Source organism: Pseudomonas sp. St290 (assembly GCF_018325805.1).
Taxonomy (GTDB): domain Bacteria; phylum Pseudomonadota; class Gammaproteobacteria; order Pseudomonadales; family Pseudomonadaceae; genus Aquipseudomonas; species Aquipseudomonas bijieensis.
This window is the reverse complement of sequence record NZ_AP014703.1, coordinates 3,143,700-3,163,589: the sequence shown is the minus strand read 5'-3', so window position 1 is coordinate 3,163,589 and position 19,890 is coordinate 3,143,700. Positions and strand designations below refer to the sequence as shown.

Here is a 19,890-nt window from a genome sequence, read left to right as displayed (position 1 = left end):
GCAACCACAATAAAAAAGGCATGCAGGAGCGCTCCATGATTCGGCTCACCGCTGAACTCACCCCGGCCGGCACCAGCTTCCTGGCAACCGGCCAAGGCCAACCCGTGGTCTTGATCCACGGCGTGGGCCTGAACAAAGAAATGTGGGGCGGCCAGGTCGTTGGCCTAGCCACGCAATACCAGGTGATTGCCTACGACATGCTCGGCCATGGCGCCAGCCCGCGTCCGCAAAGCGGTACCGGGCTGCAGGGCTACGCCGACCAGTTGCTGGAACTGCTCGATCATTTGCAACTGCCTCAAGCGACGGTGATCGGTTTCTCCATGGGCGGCCTGGTGGCCCGGGCGTTTGCCTTGCATTACCCACAGCGCTTGCAAGGCCTGGTGGTGCTCAACAGCGTGTTCAACCGCAGCGCCGAACAGCGCGCCGGGGTCATCGCCCGTACCGCCCAAGCCGCCGAACATGGCCCGGACGCCAATGCCGAGGCGGCGTTGTCGCGCTGGTTCAGCCGTGAATACCAGGCGGCCAACCCGGCGCAGATCGCCGCGCTGCGCCAGACCCTGGCAGGCAACGATCCCCAGGGCTACCTGACCACCTATGAACTGTTCGCCACCCAGGACATGTACCGCGCCGATGACCTGGGCGACATCCAGGTCCCGACGCTGATCGCCACCGGCGAACTGGACCCCGGCTCGACGCCGGAAATGGCCCGGCAGTTGGCCGAGCGAATTCCAGGCGCCACCGTTGCCGTGCTCGCCGAGCAGAGGCATATGATGCCGGTGGAGTCGCCGCGCCTGGTCAACCAGCTGTTGCTGGAATTTCTCGACACAGCAAACGCCCGACAAAACCAAATAAAGGGGATCGTTGCATGACACTCGCACGCTTTTCGATGTGCATCGGCGGTGAATGGGTCGATGCCTTGTCCGGCAAAACCTTCGAAAGCCTGAATCCGGCCCTGGCCCAGCCCTGGGCCGAGCTGCCTGACGCCGACGAAGCCGATGTCGAGCGCGCCGTGCAGGCGGCGCAAACCGCTTTCGATAGCCCCGCCTGGCGCGGCCTGAGCGCCACCGCTCGCGGCAAACTGCTGCGTCGCCTGGGTGATCTGATCGCCGAAAACAAAGAACAGCTGGCCCAGCTGGAAAGCCGCGACAACGGCAAGTTGATCCGCGAAACCCGTGGCCAGGTCGGCTATCTGCCGGAGTTTTTCCATTACACCGCCGGCCTGGCCGACAAGCTCGAAGGCGGCACCCTGCCGCTGGACAAGCCGGACCTGTTTGCCTACACCGTGCACGAAGCCATGGGTGTGGTCGCGGCGATCATTCCCTGGAACAGCCCGCTGTACCTGACAGCGATCAAGCTCGCCCCGGCGCTGGCGGCGGGCAATACCATCGTGATCAAACCGTCCGAGCACGCCTCGGCGACCATTCTGGAGCTGGCGCGCCTGGCCCTGGAAGCGGGGATCCCGCCGGGCGTGGTCAATGTCGTCACCGGTTACGGCCCGAGCACCGGCGCCGCCCTCACCCGCCATCCGCTGGTGCGCAAGATCGCCTTCACTGGCGGCGCTGCCACGGCCCGGCATGTGGTGCGCAGCAGCGCGGAAAACTTCGCCAAGCTGTCGCTGGAACTGGGCGGCAAATCACCGAACATTATCTTCGCCGACGCCGATCTCGACAGCGCCATCAACGGGGCGATTGCCGGGATTTATGCCGCATCCGGCCAGAGCTGCGTGTCCGGTTCGCGCTTGCTGGTGCAGGAGGAAATCTACGACGAATTCGTTGCGCGCCTGGTCGAACGGGCCCAGCGCATCCGCATTGGCAACCCGCAGGAAGACGCCAGCGAAATGGGCCCCATGGCCACCGCCCAGCAACTGGCCGTGGTCGAAAGCCTGGTGGCCGACGCCATCGCCGAAGGCGCCCGCCTGCGCCTGGGCGGCAAGCGTCCACAGAACCTGGGGGACGGCTGGTTCTATGAACCGACCCTGTTCGAATGCGACCGCAACTCGATGAAAATCATGCAGGAAGAGGTCTTCGGCCCGGTGGCCTCGGTCATCCGTTTCAAGGACGAAGCCGAAGCCCTGGCAATCGCCAACGACTCGCAGTTCGGCCTCGCCGCCGGCATCTGGACACGCGACCTGGGCCGCGCCCATCGCCTGGCCCGGGACGTGCGTTCCGGGATCATCTGGGTCAACACCTACCGCGCGGTCTCGGCCATGGCGCCCATCGGCGGTTTCAAGAACAGCGGTTATGGACGCGAAAGCGGCATCGACTCGGTGCTGGCTTATACCGAACTGAAGACGGTGTGGATCAATCTTTCCCAGGCGCCCATGCCTGATCCGTTCGTGATGCGCTAGGAGTCCTGAGAAATGATCGAACCCGGCATCTACAAAGAAGTCATGAGCTCCTTCCCGTCCGGCGTCACGGTGGTCACCACCCTGGACCCGGACGGGAATATCGTCGGCATCACCGCCAGTGCGTTCAGCGCGCTGTCGATCGACCCGGCACTGGTGCTGTTCTGCCCCAACTACGCTTCCGACACCTACCCGATCCTGCGCGACAGCAAGCAGTTCGCGATTCATTTGCTCTCGGCTGACCAGACCGCCGAAGCCTACGCATTTGCAGGCAAAGGCAAGGACAAGGCCAAAGGTATCGACTGGCACCTCAGCGAACTGGGCAACCCGCTGCTTAGCAAGGCCACGGCGATTATCGAATGCGAACTGTGGCGCGAATACGATGGCGGCGACCACGCGATCATCGTTGGCGCGGTGAAGCACCTGATCCTGCCCGAGCAACCGGTCACACCGATGATCTACCACAAGGGCAAGCTGGGCCCGCTGCCGGCACTGGCCTGATGGCTATACACATCCCACAGGTTCATCCACTTTTTCAGGCAGCCCCATGAGCAACGACAAATACGAACAAGGCCTCAAGATCCGCACTCAGGTGCTGGGCGAGGCTTATGTGCAACGCTCCATCGAGAACGCCGACGACTTCACCCGCCCCTTGCAGGAAATGGTCACCGAATACTGCTGGGGCCATGTCTGGGGTCGAGAGGGTTTGTCCCTCAAGGAACGCAGCATGATTAACCTGGCGATGATCTCGGCGCTCAATCGCCCCCATGAACTCAAGCTGCATGTGCGTGGCGCCTTGCGTAACGGCTTGAGTCGTGAGCAAATACGCGAAATTCTGCTTCAGGTCGGTATCTATTGCGGCGTCCCGGCTGCCGTGGACAGTTTCCGGCTTGCCCGTGAAGCCTTCGCCGAAGCCGACGCCGAGGCCTCCAGTCAACCCTCGGCTGTTTGATCTGAACGTGCACGGATGTTGCCCGTTTGGCATGGACAGCCATATTACAGAGCGGACCCCATGAAACGCCTGCCACTCGACGACAGCTTCAAGGTCAATCGCAACCCCGTTACCCTGCGCGAGATCGTGCTGGATAAGCTGCGAAGCGCCATCATGAACTTCCAGCTTCTGCCGGGCGATCGCCTGGTCGAGCGCGACCTGTGCGATCGCCTGGGCGTGAGCCGCACGTCGGTGCGCGAAGCGTTGCGCCACCTCGAATCCGAAGGCCTGGTGGAATTCGCCGATGCCAAGGGCCCACGGGTGGCGATCATCACCCTGGCCGATGCCGGCGACATCTATGAATTGCGTTGCGTGCTCGAAGGCTTGATCGTCCAGCTCTTCACCCTGCGGGCCAAGGCCAAGGACATCAAGGCCCTGGAAAAAGCCCTCGAGGAAAACCGCAAGGCCCTCAAGGATGGCGAGCTGCAACAAGTCATCGATTCGGTGCAAGGCTTCTACGACGTCTTGCTCGAAGGCTCCGGCAACCATGTTGCCGCCACCCAATTGCGTCAGTTGCAGGCCCGCATCAGTTACTTGCGGGCCACATCGGTGTCCCAGGAAAACCGTCGCGGCAGCAGCAACCAGGAAATGGAACGCATGGTCGAGGCCATCAAGAGCGGCGATCCCCTGGCTGCCCACCAGGCGTGCGTCGACCATGTACGCGCCGCTGCCAAGGTTGCCCTGGAGTACCTCAAGCGCCAGCAGGAAGAAACCGGTGATATCCCTGAAATCACGGCGCCCATCGCCCTGAAAGAACCCCGTATAGGTCGCTGAGATGTTCAGCCCGAGCTTTTGTCCAAAGTGTGGCGGCAGTGACCTGAGTCACCGCCTGCCAGCGGGCGATACCCACCAGCGACTGATGTGCGGCGGCTGCGGCTACATCCATTACGTCAACCCGAAGATCATTGCCGGCTGCATCATCGAGCAGGACGGCAAGTACCTGTTGTGCCAGCGCGCCATCCCACCGCGCCCCGGTACCTGGACATTGCCGGCCGGCTTCATGGAAGGCGGCGAAACCACCGAGGACGCGGCGCTGCGGGAGGTCTGGGAAGAGACCGGCGTGCGCGCGGAAATTGTCTCGCCCTACTCGATCTTCAGTGTGCCGAAGATCAGCGAGGTGTACATCATCTTCCGCGCCACAGCCCTGGAGATCACTGGCCAGTACGGGCCGGAAACCCTCGACTACAAATTCTTCGCCCCCCAGGACATTCCCTGGGACAGCATCTATTACCCGGCCATCCGCCAGATCCTCGAACGTTATATCGAGGAACGCCAGGCCGGGGTCTATGGCATCTACATCGGCAACGACGACAGCGGCAAGATCCATTTCATCCGCTGACAGGCTTCAAGGCGCCACGCCCTCGACGATGATCACCTCGGCCCGTGCCACACCCTCGCGATGTTCCTTCGCCGCCTGATACTGCTCTGAGTGATAACAGGCCAGTGCCTGCTCGTATGAGTCGAACTCGATGACCACGCTGCGTTGTGGCGTAACCCTGCCCTCCATCGCCTCGCTGCGCCCGCCCCGGGCCAGCATCCGACCACCGTACTGAGCAAACGCCGCTGGCGCCCGCTGGGTGTATTGGCTGTATTGATCGGAGTCGGTGACATCCACATGAGCAATCCAGTACGCCTTCATAGTGACCTCTCGGCTTGTTTCGTATTATGGTATACCACAACGACATTCCAGCAAGCCCCCATCCAAACAAAGAGAGCCCGACATGGCCTTTAACAGCATTCAGGAAATCATCGAAGACTATCGCCAGGGCAAGATGGTGTTGCTGGTCGATGACGAGGATCGGGAAAACGAAGGCGACCTACTACTCGCCGCCAACTGCTGCAACGCCCAGGCCATCAGCTTCATGGCCCGCGAAGCCCGTGGGCTGATCTGTCTGACCTTGACCGACGAACATTGCCAGCGCCTGGGGCTGGAGCAGATGGTGCCAAGCAACGGCAGTGCATTCAGCACAGCTTTCACCGTTTCCATCGAGGCCGCCACGGGCGTGACCACCGGTATTTCCGCCGCCGACCGGGCACGCACCGTCGCCGCCGCCGTGGCCGCCGATGCGGGGCCCAGCGATATCGTGCAGCCGGGGCATATCTTCCCATTGCGGGCCAAGGAAGGCGGCGTGCTGACCCGCGCCGGGCACACCGAAGCCGGGTGCGACCTGGCGCGCCTGGCGGGCTTCACACCGGCATCGGTGATCGTCGAAGTGATGAACGACGACGGCACCATGGCCCGCCGCCCGGACCTGGAGATTTTCGCCCGCAAGCACGGGATCAAGATCGGCACTATCGCCGACCTGATCCACTACCGCCTGAGCACCGAGCACACCGTGGTACGCATTGGTGAACGGGAACTGCCCACCGTGCACGGTACCTTCCGCTTGTTCACCTTCGAAGACCGTATCGAAGGCGGCGTACACATGGCGATGGTGATGGGCGACATTCGCCGGGAAGAACCGACCCTGGTGCGGGTGCATGTGATCGACCCGCTGCGGGACCTGGTGGGCGCCGAATATAACGGCCCTTCCAATTGGACGCTGTGGGCGGCCCTGCAACGGGTCGCCGAAGAAGGCAGCGGCGTGGTGGTGGTGCTGGCCAATCACGAGTCGTCCCAGGCGTTGCTCGAGCGTGTACCGCAGTTGACCCAGCCGCCACGACAGTTCAGCCGCTCGCAATCGCGCATCTATTCTGAAGTGGGCACCGGAGCGCAGATTCTCCAGGACCTGGGCGTCGGCAAGTTGCGACACCTGGGCCCGCCGCTCAAATACGCAGGGTTGACCGGGTATGACCTGGAGGTGGTGGAAAGTATTCCCTTCACCGGATAAACCCGAGACAACACACAACGCCTTGTGGGAGCGAGCAGGCTCGCTCCCACAAAAGATCGCGAAAAACCCGGCCGGACAGATAGCCGGTACGGCAAAATGCTTGCAGAAAGTTTGGAATACCATAATATGATATTCCATAGACCGAACACTTCAGCCAAGTGCCCCTCGACAGGGAAAGCACAAACAAAAGCCCTTGGCTCGGTCGCCTTTAAGGCCAGATGGACCTACTGCTCCCGATAGGCGGGCAACAAAAGCCCGCTCAAAAACACAACAATGAGGGCGTGAAAATGGTGTTGAAGAAAAGTGCAGCCGCAGTACTGTTCGCAGGTTTGCTGGCCACGGTCAGTCATGTGGCAATGGCGGCGGAAAGCGTCAACTTCGTCAGTTGGGGCGGCAGCACCCAGGACGCGCAGAAACAGGCCTGGGCCGACCCGTTCAGCAAGGCCAGCGGCATCATCGTGGTCCAGGATGGCCCGACTGACTACGGCAAGCTCAAGGCCATGGTCGAAAGCGGTAACGTGCAATGGGACGTGGTCGACGTCGAGGCGGACTTCGCCTTGCGCGCCGCCGCTGAAGGCCTGCTCGAGCCCCTGGACTTCTCGGTCATCCAGCGCGACAAGATCGACCCACGCTTCGTCTCCGATCACGGCGTCGGTTCGTTCTATTTTTCGTTCGTCCTCGGCTACAACGAAGGCAAGCTCGGTTCCGGCAAGCCCCAGGACTGGAGCGCACTGTTCGACACCAAGACCTACCCCGGCAAACGCGCCCTGTACAAATGGCCAAGCCCTGGCGTGCTTGAGCTGGCCTTGCTGGCCGACGGCGTAACGGCCGACAAGCTCTACCCGCTGGACCTGGACCGCGCCTTCAAGAAACTCGACACCATCAAGAAAGACATTGTCTGGTGGGGCGGCGGTGCCCAGTCCCAGCAGTTGCTCGCCTCCGGCGAAGCCAGCATCGGGCAGTTCTGGAACGGGCGCATCTATGCCTTGCAACAGGATGGCGCTCCCGTCGGCGTAAGCTGGAAGCAGAACCTGGTCATGGCCGACATCCTGGTCATTCCAAAGGGTTCGAAGAACAAGGCCGCGGCCATGAAGTTCCTGGCCCACGCCAGCAGCGCCAAGGGTCAGGCCGATTTTTCCAACCTGACCGCCTATGCCCCGGTCAACGTCGACAGCGTCGCACGCCTGGATTCGGTGCTCGCTCCCAACCTGCCGACCGCCTACGCCAAGGACCAGATCACACTTGATTTCGCGTACTGGGCCAAGAACGGTCAGGACATCGCGACACGGTGGAACGAATGGCTGGTCAAATGAAAATAGCGGCACCGGCAACCCAGCACACCGCTGGCGCTGCCGGTGTGACAATCGCCAAGACCGTTGCCCCGCAAACCCCGTCGCTGGCCCAGCGCTGGCGCGGGAGCGGCAATCTGCTTCCCGCCCTGCTGTTCCTCGGACTGTTCTTCCTGGCGCCGCTGATTGGCCTGTTGTTGCGCGGCGTGCTGGAACCGGTGCCCGGCCTGGGTAATTACGAGCAACTGTTCGCCAACTCGGCCTATACCCGGGTGTTGTTCAACACCTTTTCGGTGGCCGGGCTGGTGACGCTGTTCAGCCTGCTGCTGGGTTTCCCCCTGGCCTGGGCCATCACCCTGGTGCCTCGTGGCTGGGGCCGTTGGATGCTGAACATCGTGCTGCTGTCGATGTGGACCAGCCTGCTGGCCCGCACCTACTCCTGGCTGGTGTTGCTGCAAGCCTCCGGGGTGATCAACAAGGCGTTGATGGCCATGGGCATCATCGACCAACCGTTGGAGATGGTGCACAACCTCACCGGCGTGGTGATCGGCATGAGCTACATCATGATCCCGTTCATCGTCCTGCCGTTGCAGGCAACCATGCAGGCCATCGACCCGATGATCCTGCAGGCCGGCTCCATCTGTGGCGCCAGCCCCTGGACCAACTTCTTCCGGGTGTTCCTGCCGCTGTGCCGACCGGGGCTGTTCTCCGGCGGGCTGATGGTGTTCGTGATGTCCCTCGGTTACTACGTGACCCCGGCACTGCTGGGCGGCGCGCCGAACATGATGCTGCCGGAATTCATCATCCAGCAGGTGCAGTCGTTCCTCAATTGGGGCCTGGCCAGTGCCGGCGCCGCCTTGTTGGTGGCGATCACCCTGGTGCTGTTCTACTTCTACCTGAAGCTCCAGCCGGAATCCCCGGTGGGTGCCAGCAACGCGAGGTAAGCCGTCATGCTCCTGACTCCCAATGCCATGAGCCGGCGCATGCGGTTCGGGCTGTACTTCACCACTGGCCTGATCGCGCTGTTCCTGCTGTTGCCGATCGTGTTCATCGTGCTGCTGTCGTTCGGTTCGTCCCAGTGGCTGGTGTTCCCGCCACCAGGCTGGACCTTGAAATGGTACGGCCAGTTCTTCTCCAACCCCGACTGGATGAGCGCGGCCCTGACAAGCCTAAAGGTCGCGGTACTGACCACCGTCTGCGCCGTGGCGCTGGGTTTGCCGACCGCGTTTGCCCTGGTCCGCGGGCGCTTTCCCGGTCGGGAAATGCTCTACGGCCTGTTCACCTTGCCGATGATCGTGCCGCTGGTGATCATCGCGGTGGCGGTGTACGCGTTGTTCCTGAAACTGGGCTACACCGGGACGATGTTCGCGTTCGTGGTCAGTCACGTAATCGTCGCACTGCCCTTCACCATTATCTCGATCATCAACTCGCTCAAGCTGTTCGACCAATCCATCGAGGATGCGGCGGTGATCTGCGGCGCCTCACGCCTGCAAGCAGTGTTCAAGGTGACCTTTCCGGCGATTCGCCCCGGCATGGTCGCCGGCGCCTTGTTCGCCTTCCTGGTGTCGTGGGACGAGGTGGTGCTGAGCGTGATGATGGCCAGCCCGACTCTGCAAACCCTGCCAGTAAAAATGTGGACCACCCTGCGCCAGGACCTGACGCCCGTGATCGCCGTCGCTTCGACGCTGCTGATCGGCCTCTCGGTGTTGGTGATGGTGATCGCCGCCGCCCTGCGCCGGCGCAATGAAATCAGCGCCTGAGCGCCTAGGAGAATACGATGAGTGCCGTCAAAGACCCCGCACAACAGCACAACAAGACCCTGGTCAGCCTGCGCAACCTGAACAAGCACTACGGCGACTTTGCCGCCGTGGACGACATCTCCCTGGACATCCAGGACGGTGAATTCCTGACCTTCCTCGGCTCCAGCGGCTCGGGCAAGAGCACCACGCTGTCGATGCTGGCCGGGTTTGAAACGCCCAGCAGCGGCGAAATCCTGGTGGGCGGCAAATCCCTGGTCAACGTGCCACCGCACAAACGCGACATCGGCATGGTGTTCCAGCGTTACTCACTGTTCCCGCACCTGTCGGTGCGCGACAACATCGCCTTTCCCCTGGCGATTCGCAAACTGGCCAGCGCGGAACGCGAGCGCCGGGTCGATGCCATGCTCAAGCTGGTGCAACTGGGCGAGTTCGCCCATCGGCGTCCTTCGCAACTCTCTGGCGGCCAACAACAGCGTGTGGCGATCGCCCGGGCACTGGTCTATGAACCACGCATTCTGCTGATGGATGAACCACTCGGCGCCCTGGATAAAAAACTCCGCGAAGACCTGCAGGACGAACTGCGCCAATTGCATCGGCGCCTGGGCATCACCATCGTCTACGTCACCCATGACCAGGAAGAAGCCATGCGCCTGTCCCAGCGCATCGCCATTTTCAGCCACGGCAAGATCGTCGGCCTGGGCAGTGGCTATGACCTCTACCAGAACCCACCGAACGCGTTCGTGGCCTCGTTCCTGGGCAATTCCAACTTCCTCAAGCTCAAGGCCCAGGGCAACGCGGTAGCGTCCTTCGAAGGCCAGCCACTGTCTATCCGCCTGACCGCTGGCCTGCAAATCGAGCAGGACGTGCTGCTGATGGTGCGCCCGGAAAAAGCCCTCGCCTTGAGCGTCGAGCAAGCCGGCCAGGAACCCTTGGCGGCTGGCTGGAATGAAGTCTCGGCCAAGGTCGTCGAAGTGCTGTTCCTTGGTGAAAGCCAGACCTGCAGCGTGGTGACCTCGGGCGGAACATCGATGACCGTCAAGGCGCTGTCCGCCGCCGGCATGCCGCTCAAGGCCGGCGACCCGGTGCGTGTGCGCTGGGCCACCGCCGATGCCTGCGTCTACACCCAATGGGCCGAGAGCGACCTGAACAAAGCCGCAGGTGCCCATTGATGAACATTGCGCGCCCACAACCGATAAAGCCCGAGGATCGTCCGATGATCGATGCCAGTGTCTACAAACAAGTCATGGGCTCGTTCCCGTCCGGGGTGACGGTGATCACCACGCTCGATGACGATGGGCAGATCGTCGGCCTCACCGCCAGCGCGTTCAGCTCGTTGTCGATGGACCCGGCCCTGGTGCTGTTCTGCCCCAACTACAGTTCCGACTCCTACCCGGTGCTGATCAAGAACCGCCGCTTCGCCATCCACGTGCTCTCCGGCGGTCAGCAGAACGAAGCCTATGCCTTCGCGCGCAAAGGCAAGGACAAGGCCCAGGGCATCGAATGGACCCTGAGCGAGCTGGGCAACCCGTTGCTGAGTAACGCCACCGCCATCATCGAATGCGAACTGTGGCGAGAATACGAAGGCGGCGACCACGCCATCATGGTCGGTGCCGTGAAGAATCTGATCGTGCCGCAACACACACCGGGGCCGCTGGTTTATTGCCACGGCAAGATGGGCGCCCTGCCCGTCCTCGCCTGAACCGATCGCCAACAACAAGAGAAAGCGCCATGAAATTTTCCCTGTTCGTACACATGGAGCGCTGGGACGAAAGCGTCAGCCATCGCCAGTTGTTCGAAGACCTGACCGAGCTGACCCTGCTGGCAGAGGCTGGCGGTTTCAGCACCGTGTGGATCGGCGAACACCACGCCATGGAATACACCATCTCGCCAAGCCCGATGCCGCTGCTGGCGTACCTGGCCGGCAAAACCACCACTATCCACCTGGGCGCGGGTACCATCATCGCGCCGTTCTGGCACCCGCTGCGGGTGGCCGGCGAATGCGCGCTGCTGGACGTGATCAGCAATGGCCGTATGGAAGTGGGCCTGGCCCGGGGCGCCTATCAAGTGGAGTTCGACCGCATGGCCGGCGGCATGCCGGCATCCTCCGGCGGCCAGGCGCTGCGGGAAATGATCCCGGTGGTGCGCGCCCTGTGGCAAGGCGACTACGCCCACGATGGCGAGATCTGGAAATTCCCCACCTCCACCAGCGTGCCCAAGCCGATCCGCAAACCCTACCCACCGATGTGGATCGCCGCCCGCGACCCGGACTCCCACAACTTCGCCGTCGCCAATGGCTGCAACGTGATGGTCACGCCGTTGATGAAGGGCGATGAGGAAGTCCTGGACCTGAAGAACAAGTTCCAGGCCGCCCTGGACAACAACCCCGACGTGCCACGCCCGCAATTGATGGTGCTGCGTCACACCCACGTGCATGCGGTGGATGATCCCGAAGGCTGGAAGGTTGGTGCCCAGGCGATCTCCAGGTTCTATCGCACCTTCGATGCCTGGTTCGGCAACAAGCAAGTACCGGTCAACGGTTTCCTCGCGCCAAGCCCGGAAGAAAAGTTCGCCGAGCGTCCGGAGTTCCAGCTGGAGAACATCCGCAAGAACACCATGATCGGCACGCCGCAGGAAATCATCGAACGCATCAAGTACTACCAGGAACTGGGAGTGGATGAGTTCAGCTTCTGGTGCGACAACAGTCTGCCCCATGCCGAGAAGAAGAAATCCCTGGAGTTGTTCATCCAGCAGGTGGTGCCGGTGTTTCGCTGATCGGTTATCTGGCCATCGCGAGCGGGCTCGCGATGGCCAGATAACTGAAACATAAGTGTCAAAAGTGACAATTGCCCCCACTACCCCGCCGCCGCTCCGCAAACCTCTGTTAACGGCTCGCAAAGCCACATAACGTACCGCGCAAACGGATCAACTCTGATTAAGGATGATGCGCGTGGGGGTTTATCGGTTGCTGTTGGCCCTGCTGGTGGCGGTTTCGCATATGGGCGTGACGTTCATAGGGTTCAACCCCGGCGTCGTTGCCGTGGTGTCCTTCCTGATCATCAGCGGTTTTGTGATGACCTCGTTGATCGAGAAGACCTACAACACCCCGGGGCAAATCGGCCTGTTCTACACGGATCGACTGCTGAGGCTGTACCCGCAGTTTTTGGTGTACTTCGTCCTGTCCTGCGCGGTGATCCATTTCCTGCTGCCGGGAACACCCCAGGCAGCAGCGCTGACCCTCGAAAACATCACCACCAGCCTGCCGATCGTGCCATTGGGTTTCTACATGTTCGGCATCACCGTGCCCGAAATCCTGCCACCCGGTTGGTCGCTGGGCCTGGAAATGTGTTTTTACCTGCTGATCCCGTTCCTGATCCTCTACAAGGCGCGGGGTATTGCTTTTGCGGTGTCCGTGACGGTGTTCATGCTCGCCTCGCTGGGCTACCTCGACACCGACATCTACGGCTATCGCCTGCTGCCCGGTGTGCTGTTCATTTTTCTTTGCGGCAGCTACCTGTATCGGGTCCGGGCCAAGGGGCTGTGGATCGTGTCCGTCACCCTGCTCGTTGCCGCGTTGATGTTCCTGAGCATTGTCGTGGGGATCATTCCCCGTCGGCCTTTCAACGCCGAGGTGACCCTGGGCATCGCCCTGGGCCTGCCGGCGGTGTTTTTGCTCAGCAAGCTGAAGCATCACCGACTGGATGAGTTCCTGGGCAATATCAGCTACGGCGTGTTCCTCAACCACTTTGTGGTGATGTACGTGTTGCGGGCATTCTGGCCGGTCGAATACAGCGCCCTGATCATCACCGCGGTGCTGGTGCTGTCGTTTGCGTTGAGTGGCGTGTCGTACTACGGGGTCGAGCGGCCGGCGCTGAAGCTTCGTCATGCTCTCAGGTCAGGCGTTAAATCCGCTGCCACACAAGCTCCCGTTGGCAGCACGGTGGCTTAGTCTCTGACCGCCGTACAAAAAATGCCCGGGACGCAGGTCCCGGGCATTTTGTGTTTCAGTGCGGCGGAATCAGAACGTCACGCTGGCGCTCAGCTTGGCGGTACGCGGCTCGCCGACGTTGACTTGCAACTGGCTGCCGGTGGAGGACGGGTAGTACTGCTTGTCGAACAGGTTGTCGACGTTCAGTTGCAGTGAGGTCTTGTGCCCGAACACCGGCGACTCCCAACGCAGGAAGGCGTCGGCGACGGTGTAGCTGCTGAGCCAGAAATCATTCGCGGCATTCGCGGCCCGCTCTCCAACATAACGCGCACCGGCGCCGGCGTGCCAGGCACCGAATTCAGCCGGCACGTTCAGGTGGTGGGTCAGGTAGAGGCTGGCGGTGTGCTTGGGTGCGTCGGGCAGGCGATGACCTTCGTTTTTCGGGTCATCCAATATCTCGGTATGGGTGTAGGCGTAAGTGCCTATCAAGTCCCAGCGGTCGGCCAAGCGACCGGTGATGTCCAACTCGAGACCTTGGGAGCCGACTTTGCCGGCGGCTTCGGAGACGTCGTCAACAGTGGTCACCACGTTCTTTTTAACGATGTCGAACAGGGCGAGGTTGATGTTCAAACCTGGCAATGGATCGTACTTGGCGCCGATTTCATAGCTGCGACCCTCTTCCGGTTTGAATGTACGACGATCCTTGTCGACCACGTCATTGGGTTTGAACGACCGGCTGTAGTTGCCGTACAGCGACAGGGTTTCGGTGGCTTTGTAGACCAACCCCAGGAATGGCACGAAGGCGTCACCGTTGTCATCGCGATTGACGTCATAATCCTTGCCTAAACCTTGATCGCTGTACTGGTCGTAGTGTTGATAACGACCTCCGAACACCAGAATCCAACGGTCATCCAGATGCCAGTTATCCTTCAAATAGATCGAACTGGAATTCAACTGGTTGCGCAGATCACTGTCGGTAGAGCTGACCAGGCTTGGCTCTGGCAGATTGCCGTAGACCGGTGAAGTGATATCGAAACCAGGCTGAACTTTCCCACGGTAAGTCTTGCCCCGGAACTGATCGGACACCTGATTATCAATGCCAACCAACAGGTCATGACGCTGGCCGAACAAGTCCTGCTTACCCATGAAATCCCAGCTGGCGTAACGGGTCTCATCATCGTAATGAGCGCCATTGGCCCGTCGGCTCAACATATTTCCAGTCAGGGTAACAGGCTGCGCAATCGAAAGACTGTACCGATCATTGTTCCAACCATAAGTCACACGGGTCTTCCACGCCTCACTCAACTCATATTCGAACCGCGCCGTAGCCGTTTCGCGAATACCGACACTTTTGGCCCAAGGCTCATCCATGCGCTTGTCGTAGTCGATATCCACCGGATGCCCATTCCTGAACACCGTACCCCGGTCAAACGGATTGGAATATTCGTTGTATTCATAACTCAAATTCAACGAAGCCCGCTCCCCCGTCCAAGCCAAGGACGGCGCCACCAGCGTGCTCTCATTGACGCCATAGTTGCGCCAGTAGTCCTCATGCCCCCGCTCGGCAATCAAGCGATACGCCAGGCCGGTATCGCCCAACGGCCCGGTGGTATCCAGGGCCATGGTGCCGCCACCTTCGCTGTAGGCCGAACCGCTCAAGGTGGTGCTCTGGGTGTACTCCGGCTTTTTGCTGATGACGTTGACCAAGCCACCGGGTTCCAGCGCGCCGTACAGCATCGAGGCCGGGCCCTTGAGCACTTCGACCCGCTCGGTGGTGGCACTGAAGTTGTGCCCCAGGTTCGAACGCACGCCGTCGCGCAGGATCGAGCCATCGTCATTGGTACCGAAACCACGCTTGACCAGCGAGTCCCGCGAACCGCCCAGGGTATTGCCCTGACTGACACCGCTGACGAACTTCATCGCGTCGTTCAGCGAGCGCACCTGGTAGTCCGCCAAGGTCTGCTGGGTTACCACATTGATCGACTGCGCTTCTTCCTTGATCGGTACATCGCTCTTGCTCGCCGTACTGGCTTGCGACGTCGTATAGCCCTCGTCCTGAGTGACGCGACTGCCCTGGATGTCCGTGGCGGGCAGCTCGAGAGAGTCCTGCGCCCACAATGGGCTTGCAATGAAGCAGCAGGACAAGGTTGGCAATACACACTTGATGAAGACATTGCGATTTGCGAGGGGGGTGGAACGATTCAAGACGCGCACTCTGGAAGGGACGTTAATGAGAGCAAATATACTTTGAGAATCATTCCCAGTAAATCTTTTGTATCAAATGTAATTCCCCAAACCCTGTGTGAACGGGCTTGACCTCACAGGGTGATATCAAATAGCCCTATTGTCCTAAAGCTTTTGCGCTCGCGGTCGAATGTATTCCATTGAGAGATTTTTTTGCCCAGGAGCGGTGGCATGCAGACGTTGAAGGCCTTGTACGAGTCTATCGAGATGCAGTTTTTCGATACGCTCACCAAAAAGCTGTCGAGCCTTTTCCTGCTGGTGCTGGTCAGTGGCTTGCTCTATTGGGTAGCCCTCAGCGCCCGCGCCGAGATCCTGCTGTTGTTGCGCAACGCGCAACTGGACGGTGCCTTGCTCGGGCAGATCGAAGGCCGGCTCGATAGCCTGACCCATGCCCTGCTCTTCGGCGCGGTCCTGACGCTGGGCATGATCAGCTTCATGGTCTGGTATTTCCGCCACCTCATCGTGCGCCCTGTCACCGCCATGACCAAGGCCCTGGAAGAGATCGCCAACGGCGAAGGCGACTTGTCCAAGGACCTGCCGCTGGTGACCCACGACGAGATCCGCGTGCTGGCCGGCACCTGCAACCGCTTCCTGGCCAAGCAGCGAGAGATCATCAGCAACGTCCAGGCGCTGACCGTGCACATCGCCGTCGAGTCGGCCCGCTCGTTGAAGAACATCAGCGACTCCAGCGACAGTGCCACCCACCAGGCCCGCTTCGCCAAGGAAGTGATGGACCAAAGCAACACCGCCGTGGGCCGCATCGAAGAAGTCTCGCGCCAGACCCAGGGCATCTCCAGCACCACCGCCCAGAACCTGAGCATGGCCCGCGACTCTTACGCCGAGCTGCTGGAAGTGACCGGCAACATCAGTGAAATCTCCAACAGCCTCGGTGAATTCGCCACCCTGGTGAGCGCCCTGAACCAGCGTTCCTCGAGCATCAAGTCGATTGTCGGGTTGATCCAGCAGATCTCCGCCCAGACCAACCTGCTGGCCCTCAATGCTGCCATCGAAGCGGCCCGGGCCGGCGAAAGCGGTCGTGGCTTCGCGGTGGTGGCCGATGAAGTGCGCACCTTGGCCCAGAACGTCAGTCGGGCCACCGACGATATCTCGCGCAACATCGACGCCATGCTCGAGGAAGTCAGCTCCACCCACGAGCAAACCACGCAGATCAGCCACAGCGCCCGGGAAACCCAGAAAGTGGTGGAGCGCGCCTCCGGCCATTTCGAAAGCATGATCGGCGATTTCGAATCCACCAACGGCAAGCTGGCGGACATCGCCACCCATATCCAAGAGTTCGCCGACAGCAACACGGGGATCAACGACCGGGTCACCCAGATCCACGCCGACAGCCAGTTGATCGACCAGCGCATGCAGCATTCGGCGACGGCCACCCGCGACCTGTCCGGCGTGGCCGAAAAGGTCCAGGCGTTGCTGGGTCGCTTCGTGCTCGGCCACGGCAAACTGGACGCTGCCATTACCCGCGCCAGCGAGTGCCGCGATAACTTGCAGGTTCGTCTGGAAGCCCTGCAAGGCGAAGGCCTGAACCTGTTCGATCAGAATTACCAGCTAATTCCCGGCACCGATCCCAAGCAGTACATGGCCAGCTATACCGAACGCTTTGCCCAGGTCTGCCAGGAAGAATGCGACAAACTCACCCGCAGCACGCCGGGTGGCAAGGTTTCGTTCATTGTCGACAGCAAAGGCTATTGCCCGGTGAACAACAGCTGGGTCTCGAAGCCGCCGACCGGCGACCGGACGGTGGATTTGCCAGTGTGCCGCAACAAGCGGATCTTCAACGACCCGATCGGCCTGCGCGCGGCGGGCAACGTCCAGCGCTTCCTGCTACAGACCTACCTGCGCGATACCGGGGAAATCATGACCGAGATCGACGTCCCGTTCTTCTTCGGCGGCCGCCATTGGGGCAATCTGCGAGTGGGGTTCGATGCGGCGGTGTTGCTGGCGGAGTGATGGTGCGGTAGCACGACTCCTGCTCCGCCCACAAGGGATCTGTGGTGCATGCAAATCCTGAGACCACCTCAAAACAACTGTGGGAGCGAGCCTGCTCGCGATCGCGGTGGGTCAGCCGCATGATCTGCTAACTGACACTACGCCTTCGCGAGCAAGCCCGCTCCCACAGGGGGGTTACCTCAATCCAAGCGATGCTTCAACAGCACTTGGGCCCACCCTTGCCGCCGTAACGGGCCTCCTGGCGTTCGCGAAAGAACGCCTCGTAGTCCATCAACGGCTTGTCCGGGTGTTTGGTCTGCATGTGCTCGACGTAGTTGTCGTAGTCGGGCATGCCGACCATCAGGCGGGCGGCCTGACCGAGGTATTTACCCAGGCGACTCAAGTCATTGAACATCGTTGCAATCCTCTCAAGCGTCCGGCAGTGCCTGGAATGGCGCTTCTTTGTCCGTGCGTTCCTTGGTGCCCCAGGCGGCGATGCCGACCTTGAGCGCGTAGAACAGGATGCTGAAGACCACGAACAGGAACAACACCGTCAGCGTCGCGTTGGTGTAGGCGTTGAACACCACGTGCTGCATCTGCTCGATGCTCTTGGCCGGGGCCAGGATCTGACCGGCGGCCAGGGCATCGTTGTATTTGCGTGCCAGGGCCAGGAAGCCGATCGCCGGGTTGGCGTCGAACAGCTTGATCAGGCCCGCGGTGGTGGTGCAGATCAGCAGCCAGGACGCCGGCAGCAGCGTGACCCAGACGTAGCGCTGGCGCTTCATCTTGATCAGCACCACGGTGGCGAGCATCAGCGCGATACCGGCCAGCATCTGGTTGGAGATGCCGAACAACGGCCACAAGGTGTTGATGCCGCCCAGCGGATCGATCACGCCCTGGTACAGCAAGTAGCCCCAGAGTGCGACGCAACCGGCGGTGGCGATCAGGTTGGCCGGCCAGGATTCGGTACGTTTGAGCGAAGGCACGAACGAGCCGAGCAGATCCTGCAGCATGAACCGCCCGGCACGGGTGCCGGCGTCCACCGCCGTGAGGATGAACAGCGCCTCGAACAGGATCGCGAAGTGGTACCAGAACGCCATGGTGTTTTCACCCGGCAGCACCGAGTGCAGGATCTGTGCGATCCCCACCGCCAGGGTCGGCGCACCGCCGGCACGGGCCAGCACGGTGGTCTCGCCGATATCCTTGGCCACCGCTTGCAGCGCCTCTGGCGTGATGGCGAAGCCCCAACTGCTGACAGTCTGGGCCACGGCCACCACATCACCGCCGACGATCGCCGCCGGGCTGTTCATGGCGAAGTACACGCCTGGCTCGATCACCGAAGCGGCGACCATGGCCATGATCGCCACGAAGGATTCCATCAACATGCCGCCGTAACCGATGTAGCGGGCGTTGGTTTCGTTATCCAGCAGCTTGGGCGTGGTGCCCGAGGAGATCAGCGCATGGAAGCCCGAGACCGCGCCGCAGGCGATGGTGATGAACAGGAACGGGAACAGCCCGCCCTTCCACACCGGCCCGGTGCCGTCGGTGAACTGGGTCAGCGCCGGCATTTTCAGCTCGGGCATGGTCACCAGGATACCGATGGCCAGGGCGACGATGGTGCCGATCTTGAGGAAGGTCGACAGATAGTCCCGCGGCGCCAGGATCAGCCACACCGGCAGCACCGCCGCGACAAAACCGTAGCCGATCAGCATCCAGGTGATCTGGATCCCGGTGAAGGTGAAGGCCTTGGCCCAGACCGGGTCGGCGGCGATCTGCCCGCCCAGCCAGATCGAGCCCAGCAGCAACAGCACGCCGATGAGCGAGATCTCGCCGATGCGGCCCGGGCGGATGTAGCGCATGTAGAGGCCCATGAACATCGCGATCGGGATGGTCGCCATCACCGTGAAGATGCCCCACGGGCTCTCGGCCAGGGCCTTGACCACGATCAGCGCCAGCACCGCGAGGATGATGATCATGATCAGGAAGCAGCCGAACAGCGCGATGGTGCCGGGGATGCGGCCCATTTCCTCGCGGACCATGTCGCCCAGGGAGCGCCCGTTGCGGCGGGTGGACAGGAACAGGACCATGAAGTCCTGCACCGCACCGGCCAGCACCACGCCGGCGATCAGCCAGAGCGTACCGGGCAGGTAGCCCATCTGCGCCGCCAGCACCGGCCCGACCAGCGGCCCCGCGCCGGCAATGGCCGCGAAGTGGTGGCCGAAGAGAATGTGTTTGTTGGTCGGGACATAGTCCAGCCCATCGTTGTTGAGCACGGCGGGGGTGGCCCGGCGCGCATCGAGTTGCATCACGTTGTTGGCGATGAAGAGGCTGTAGTAGCGGTAGGCGACCAGGTAGATGGCCACGGCCGCGACGACGATCCAGAGGGCGTTGATCGGTTCGCCGCGGCGCAAGGCCACGACACTCAACGCACAGGCTCCTAGAACAGCCACGGCAAACCAGGCGAGGTGTTTAACCAGACGGGTTGTCATTGCGTGTCTCCTGCCGATATCCAGTGGATTGCGGCGATTGTTTTTATAGTGTGCCCCGGCTATTCGGAGC

19 protein-coding genes are annotated in these 19,890 nt (G+C 61.5%); 15 read left to right on the top strand and 4 right to left on the bottom strand.

Going from position 1 to position 19,890, the window contains the following annotated elements; translation table 11 throughout:
* Positions 1–35 precede the first annotated feature (35 nt).
* Genes PBDP_RS13955 through PBDP_RS13930 form a run of 6 tightly spaced genes read left to right on the top strand, consistent with a single transcriptional unit; the run spans position 36 to position 4,674 of the window.
* Positions 36–869 carry an alpha/beta fold hydrolase gene (locus PBDP_RS13955; protein WP_116832331.1) on the top strand — a complete coding sequence of 278 codons (834 nt, stop codon included), beginning with the start codon at positions 36–38 and terminating at the stop codon, positions 867–869.
* The gene (locus PBDP_RS13950; protein ID WP_212802413.1) at positions 866–2,347 is read left to right on the top strand and encodes an aldehyde dehydrogenase; all 1,482 of its coding nucleotides are present in this window, start codon (positions 866–868) and stop codon (positions 2,345–2,347) included. Before PBDP_RS13955 ends, PBDP_RS13950 begins: the two co-directional genes overlap by 4 nt.
* Positions 2,348–2,359: 12 nt before the next feature.
* Positions 2,360–2,845 carry a flavin reductase family protein gene (locus PBDP_RS13945; protein ID WP_109755322.1) on the top strand — a complete coding sequence of 162 codons (486 nt, stop codon included), beginning with the start codon at positions 2,360–2,362 and terminating at the stop codon, positions 2,843–2,845.
* Positions 2,846–2,891: 46 nt separating this feature from the next.
* Positions 2,892–3,296 (top strand): carboxymuconolactone decarboxylase family protein, encoded by a 405-nt coding sequence (locus PBDP_RS13940; protein WP_109755321.1) that lies wholly within the window; start codon positions 2,892–2,894, stop codon positions 3,294–3,296.
* Between the two features lie 60 nt (positions 3,297–3,356).
* On the top strand, positions 3,357–4,109 hold the full coding sequence (locus PBDP_RS13935) for a GntR family transcriptional regulator (RefSeq protein ID WP_109755320.1): 753 nt from the start codon (positions 3,357–3,359) through the stop codon (positions 4,107–4,109).
* 1 nt (position 4,110) lies between these two features.
* Positions 4,111–4,674: an NUDIX hydrolase gene (locus tag PBDP_RS13930; protein ID WP_109755319.1), complete on the top strand. Its 564-nt coding sequence runs from the start codon at positions 4,111–4,113 to the stop codon at positions 4,672–4,674.
* Between the two features lie 6 nt (positions 4,675–4,680).
* Here the strand turns inward: PBDP_RS13930 and PBDP_RS13925 are convergent, their stop codons facing one another.
* Complete coding sequence (locus PBDP_RS13925; RefSeq protein ID WP_163853790.1) at positions 4,681–4,974, bottom strand: DUF1330 domain-containing protein; 294 nt, start codon at positions 4,972–4,974, stop codon at positions 4,681–4,683.
* 82 nt (positions 4,975–5,056) lie between these two features.
* On the opposite strand from PBDP_RS13925, the gene ribBA reads away from it, so the two are divergent.
* The 8 genes from ribBA to PBDP_RS13885 all read left to right on the top strand — a co-directional run bounded on the left by ribBA (position 5,057) and on the right by PBDP_RS13885 (position 13,161).
* Positions 5,057–6,166 carry a bifunctional 3,4-dihydroxy-2-butanone-4-phosphate synthase/GTP cyclohydrolase II gene (gene ribBA / locus PBDP_RS13920; protein ID WP_116832327.1) on the top strand — a complete coding sequence of 370 codons (1,110 nt, stop codon included), beginning with the start codon at positions 5,057–5,059 and terminating at the stop codon, positions 6,164–6,166.
* Between the two features lie 287 nt (positions 6,167–6,453).
* A complete protein-coding gene (locus tag PBDP_RS13915; RefSeq protein ID WP_212802412.1) occupies positions 6,454–7,479 on the top strand; it encodes an ABC transporter substrate-binding protein in 1,026 nt (341 codons plus the stop codon).
* Positions 7,476–8,399 (top strand): ABC transporter permease, encoded by a 924-nt coding sequence (locus PBDP_RS13910; protein ID WP_212802502.1) that lies wholly within the window; start codon positions 7,476–7,478, stop codon positions 8,397–8,399. Before PBDP_RS13915 ends, PBDP_RS13910 begins: the two co-directional genes overlap by 4 nt.
* A 6-nt stretch (positions 8,400–8,405) precedes the next feature.
* The gene (locus tag PBDP_RS13905) at positions 8,406–9,215 is read left to right on the top strand and encodes an ABC transporter permease (protein WP_053125546.1); all 810 of its coding nucleotides are present in this window, start codon (positions 8,406–8,408) and stop codon (positions 9,213–9,215) included.
* A gap of 17 nt (positions 9,216–9,232) precedes the next feature.
* On the top strand, positions 9,233–10,384 hold the full coding sequence (locus PBDP_RS13900; RefSeq protein WP_109755313.1) for an ABC transporter ATP-binding protein: 1,152 nt from the start codon (positions 9,233–9,235) through the stop codon (positions 10,382–10,384).
* A gap of 44 nt (positions 10,385–10,428) precedes the next feature.
* Positions 10,429–10,914 (top strand): flavin reductase family protein, encoded by a 486-nt coding sequence (locus PBDP_RS13895; RefSeq protein WP_109755462.1) that lies wholly within the window; start codon positions 10,429–10,431, stop codon positions 10,912–10,914.
* A 29-nt stretch (positions 10,915–10,943) separates the two neighbouring features.
* The gene (locus PBDP_RS13890) at positions 10,944–11,987 is read left to right on the top strand and encodes an LLM class flavin-dependent oxidoreductase (RefSeq protein WP_116832324.1); all 1,044 of its coding nucleotides are present in this window, start codon (positions 10,944–10,946) and stop codon (positions 11,985–11,987) included.
* Between the two features lie 166 nt (positions 11,988–12,153).
* Positions 12,154–13,161, top strand: a complete 1,008-nt coding sequence (locus tag PBDP_RS13885; RefSeq protein ID WP_212802411.1) for an acyltransferase family protein — start codon at positions 12,154–12,156, stop codon at positions 13,159–13,161.
* A 69-nt stretch (positions 13,162–13,230) separates the two neighbouring features.
* Here the strand turns inward: PBDP_RS13885 and PBDP_RS13880 are convergent, their stop codons facing one another.
* Positions 13,231–15,345 carry a TonB-dependent siderophore receptor gene (locus PBDP_RS13880; protein WP_176687945.1) on the bottom strand — a complete coding sequence of 705 codons (2,115 nt, stop codon included), beginning with the start codon at positions 15,343–15,345 and terminating at the stop codon, positions 13,231–13,233.
* Between the two features lie 210 nt (positions 15,346–15,555).
* On the opposite strand from PBDP_RS13880, the gene PBDP_RS13875 reads away from it, so the two are divergent.
* Positions 15,556–17,352, top strand: coding sequence for a methyl-accepting chemotaxis protein (locus tag PBDP_RS13875; protein WP_176687946.1), 1,797 nt, complete (start codon positions 15,556–15,558; stop codon positions 17,350–17,352).
* Between the two features lie 196 nt (positions 17,353–17,548).
* On the opposite strand, the gene PBDP_RS13870 is transcribed toward PBDP_RS13875, so the two are convergent.
* Both PBDP_RS13870 and PBDP_RS13865 read right to left on the bottom strand, forming a co-directional pair.
* Positions 17,549–17,746 carry a YbdD/YjiX family protein gene (locus tag PBDP_RS13870; protein WP_003201656.1) on the bottom strand — a complete coding sequence of 66 codons (198 nt, stop codon included), beginning with the start codon at positions 17,744–17,746 and terminating at the stop codon, positions 17,549–17,551.
* A gap of 13 nt (positions 17,747–17,759) precedes the next feature.
* Entirely contained in the window at positions 17,760–19,820 is a 2,061-nt protein-coding gene (locus PBDP_RS13865; RefSeq protein WP_116832321.1) for a carbon starvation CstA family protein, read from the bottom strand.
* Between the last annotated feature and the right edge of the window lie 70 nt (positions 19,821–19,890).

What these genes read in the sequence shown, in the direction of transcription:
- PBDP_RS13955 (WP_116832331.1), top strand. Translation starts at nt 36, where the DNA reads ATGATTCGGCTCACCGCTGAACTCACCCCGGCCGGCACCAGCTTCCTG.
- PBDP_RS13950 (WP_212802413.1), top strand. Translation starts at nt 866, where the DNA reads ATGACACTCGCACGCTTTTCGATGTGCATCGGCGGTGAATGGGTCGAT.
- PBDP_RS13945 (WP_109755322.1), top strand. Translation starts at nt 2,360, where the DNA reads ATGATCGAACCCGGCATCTACAAAGAAGTCATGAGCTCCTTCCCGTCC.
- PBDP_RS13940 (WP_109755321.1), top strand. Translation starts at nt 2,892, where the DNA reads ATGAGCAACGACAAATACGAACAAGGCCTCAAGATCCGCACTCAGGTG.
- PBDP_RS13935 (WP_109755320.1), top strand. Translation starts at nt 3,357, where the DNA reads ATGAAACGCCTGCCACTCGACGACAGCTTCAAGGTCAATCGCAACCCC.
- PBDP_RS13930 (WP_109755319.1), top strand. Translation starts at nt 4,111, where the DNA reads ATGTTCAGCCCGAGCTTTTGTCCAAAGTGTGGCGGCAGTGACCTGAGT.
- PBDP_RS13925 (WP_163853790.1), bottom strand. Translation starts at nt 4,974, where the DNA reads ATGAAGGCGTACTGGATTGCTCATGTGGATGTCACCGACTCCGATCAA.
- ribBA (WP_116832327.1), top strand. Translation starts at nt 5,057, where the DNA reads ATGGCCTTTAACAGCATTCAGGAAATCATCGAAGACTATCGCCAGGGC.
- PBDP_RS13915 (WP_212802412.1), top strand. Translation starts at nt 6,454, where the DNA reads ATGGTGTTGAAGAAAAGTGCAGCCGCAGTACTGTTCGCAGGTTTGCTG.
- PBDP_RS13910 (WP_212802502.1), top strand. Translation starts at nt 7,476, where the DNA reads ATGAAAATAGCGGCACCGGCAACCCAGCACACCGCTGGCGCTGCCGGT.
- PBDP_RS13905 (WP_053125546.1), top strand. Translation starts at nt 8,406, where the DNA reads ATGCTCCTGACTCCCAATGCCATGAGCCGGCGCATGCGGTTCGGGCTG.
- PBDP_RS13900 (WP_109755313.1), top strand. Translation starts at nt 9,233, where the DNA reads ATGAGTGCCGTCAAAGACCCCGCACAACAGCACAACAAGACCCTGGTC.
- PBDP_RS13895 (WP_109755462.1), top strand. Translation starts at nt 10,429, where the DNA reads ATGATCGATGCCAGTGTCTACAAACAAGTCATGGGCTCGTTCCCGTCC.
- PBDP_RS13890 (WP_116832324.1), top strand. Translation starts at nt 10,944, where the DNA reads ATGAAATTTTCCCTGTTCGTACACATGGAGCGCTGGGACGAAAGCGTC.
- PBDP_RS13885 (WP_212802411.1), top strand. Translation starts at nt 12,154, where the DNA reads ATGATGCGCGTGGGGGTTTATCGGTTGCTGTTGGCCCTGCTGGTGGCG.
- PBDP_RS13875 (WP_176687946.1), top strand. Translation starts at nt 15,556, where the DNA reads ATGCAGACGTTGAAGGCCTTGTACGAGTCTATCGAGATGCAGTTTTTC.
- PBDP_RS13870 (WP_003201656.1), bottom strand. Translation starts at nt 17,746, where the DNA reads ATGTTCAATGACTTGAGTCGCCTGGGTAAATACCTCGGTCAGGCCGCC.
- PBDP_RS13865 (WP_116832321.1), bottom strand. Translation starts at nt 19,820, where the DNA reads ATGACAACCCGTCTGGTTAAACACCTCGCCTGGTTTGCCGTGGCTGTT.